This is a genomic window from Herbaspirillum lusitanum P6-12, assembly GCF_000256565.1.
Taxonomy (GTDB): Bacteria; Pseudomonadota; Gammaproteobacteria; order Burkholderiales; family Burkholderiaceae_D; genus Herbaspirillum; species Herbaspirillum lusitanum.
In genome coordinates this window covers 1-1,993 of the sequence record NZ_AJHH01000344.1, presented here as the reverse complement: position 1 = coordinate 1,993, position 1,993 = coordinate 1, and the positions used below count along the sequence as shown (strand labels likewise).

The window sequence follows — 1,993 nt, the reverse complement described above, 5'->3', positions numbered from 1 at the left end:
ACAAGGCGCAAGCCGCGCAGACCGTCGACCCGAAGCCGTCGGCGCCCATCTTGTCGCGCACCACGGCGCGCGGGATCACCATGCCGGAACTGCCGCCCAGGCCCTGGAAGAAACGCAGCACCAGCAGCGTTTCAAGATTGGGAGCAAAGGTACAGCCGATCGAGGACACCACATACAGGCAGATGCCGAAATACAAAGGCGGCTTGCGGCCGAAGCGGTCGCTGATCGGTCCGTAGAACATCTGCCCGAGCGCCAGCCCGATCAGGAAAGTCGACAGCGTCAGCTGGATGGTGTTGCTGGCCACGCCGAGGTCTTTGGCGATGAAGGAAAAACTGGGCAGGTACATGTCGATCGACAAGGCGCCCATCGCCGTCAGCGCGGCCATGAGGATCAACCAACCGGGAAGACGTTTGCCCTGAAAAGGCGAAGAATCTGTTTGCATGAGGAGAGTACAAAAAACCGTGTCCGGCTTGCAGCTTACGCAGGGCTGAGTTAAGACCGCGTTTTATGGCTTAACTACGGCTTATTGCAGCATACATAAGACAAAGCAGGAAACGATGAGCGCGTGAGAGGGGAAGCGTGGCGCGCAGGAAAACGCGCATGTCGCATTATACCGGTTGGCGGGCATCTCTTCCGTCGACGGTTGCGATACGGCAATGCAGCAGAAGCAACGACCACGCACTTCCTGAACTGTTGTACCGCGACCTTGCCGGGACCGACGGTTGCCGTTTCTGGAATTTTTTTGATGGTCAATCAACATTCGATCAGCAATTTAACAAAAAGATGGCACACTGATTGCAAACAATAATTTGATGAAATGCCGCCAAGAATTTATAGATTTTGTCGGCATTTCCATACTACCCGGAATGTTCTGGTCGTCACTTTTTGGGAAGCATTCAGGAAGATTCATGGGTGAGGGAAGAATAAAAGAAATCGCAGCGCGGGCGGCTTCCCCTGTCTCGCGGTTGCTTACCGCTTTCCTGTTGTGCCTGCTGGCAGCGTGCGGACAGGATGCGGGCAACGATGCCGCCGATCAGGCGCCACTTGTGCGAACGCAAATTACCGCTCTGGTGTGGGCGCCCGACTGGCCCGAGGAAATGCATCGCATCGCCGACGCGTTCCATCGCGCTCATCCGAACATCAGCGTCGACGTGCAATTCATGATCGGCAATTCAGTCGAAGAAAACCTCAAACCCAAAGTCGCCACCCATAACCTGCCCGATCTGGTATCGGTCAATCCCAACGCCTACAGCGCCGAGCTCGCTGAACAGGGCGTATTGACCGACCTCGGCGAGACCGTGGCGTGGAACAACATGCTGGAGTCGCTCAAGCCCGACTGGACCAACCGGCACGGCAAGCGCTTCGGCATTTCCGGCGGCGTCGCGGCGACGCTGATCTACTACAACAAGGCAATGTTCCGACGCGCCGGCATCGCCGCACCGCCGACCAGCTTCGAAGAATTCCTGGCCGCCTGCGCCGCGCTCAAAAAAGCCGGCTTCACGCCGATGGTCTGGACCGGCGCCTTCCCCAATACCTTGGCCAACGGACCGTTCAGTTTCGGCTTCGCCAACAGCGTGACGACGCGCCATCCGCACGACTGGAAGCAACGCATCGCCGACGGCAGCCTCGACCTCCGCAATGGCGACGCCGTCGATATCTTCGGCCGCATGAAGCTGATCGCCGACAAGGGTTACCTGCAACGAGGCTATATGAACACCAGCTACGACGAGGGTATCCAACTGTTCGCCGACGGCAAGGCGGCGATGGCGTTCCAGGGGACGTGGTCGTCCGGTGCGCTGATGCACGGCAAGGATTTCAGCACCGGCGTGTTCGTGCCGCCCTGGAATGCGCGCGGCAAAACCGTGGTGCCGGTGGTCGGCAGCGAGACCGGCTTCGCCGTATGCGATACGCGCAACAGGAAGGCTGCGTTGCAGTTCCTCGAGTTCATTTATGGCGCAGGCTTTGCGATCCAGCAGAACAAGCGCCAGAACAT

The 1,993-nt window shown here is 58.6% G+C and carries 3 protein-coding genes; 2 read left to right on the top strand and 1 reads right to left on the bottom strand.

The features are described 5' to 3' along the window. A partial coding sequence (locus HLUSI_RS0110975) for an MFS transporter (RefSeq protein ID WP_157137822.1) occupies positions 1–442 on the bottom strand: 442 nt, incomplete at its 3' end. 158 nt (positions 443–600) lie between these two features. Here HLUSI_RS0110975 and HLUSI_RS32590 point away from each other — a divergent pair. After that, entirely contained in the window at positions 601–795 is a 195-nt protein-coding gene (locus tag HLUSI_RS32590; RefSeq protein ID WP_157137821.1) for a hypothetical protein, read from the top strand. 251 nt (positions 796–1,046) lie between these two features. Then, the coding region (locus HLUSI_RS0110970; protein WP_029363390.1) for an ABC transporter substrate-binding protein at positions 1,047–1,993 on the top strand (947 nt) is incomplete at its 3' end.

Coding starts and splice junctions, on each gene's coding strand:
- HLUSI_RS32590 (WP_157137821.1), top strand. CDS start 601: ATGTCGCATTATACCGGTTGGCGGGCATCTCTTCCGTCGACGGTTGCG.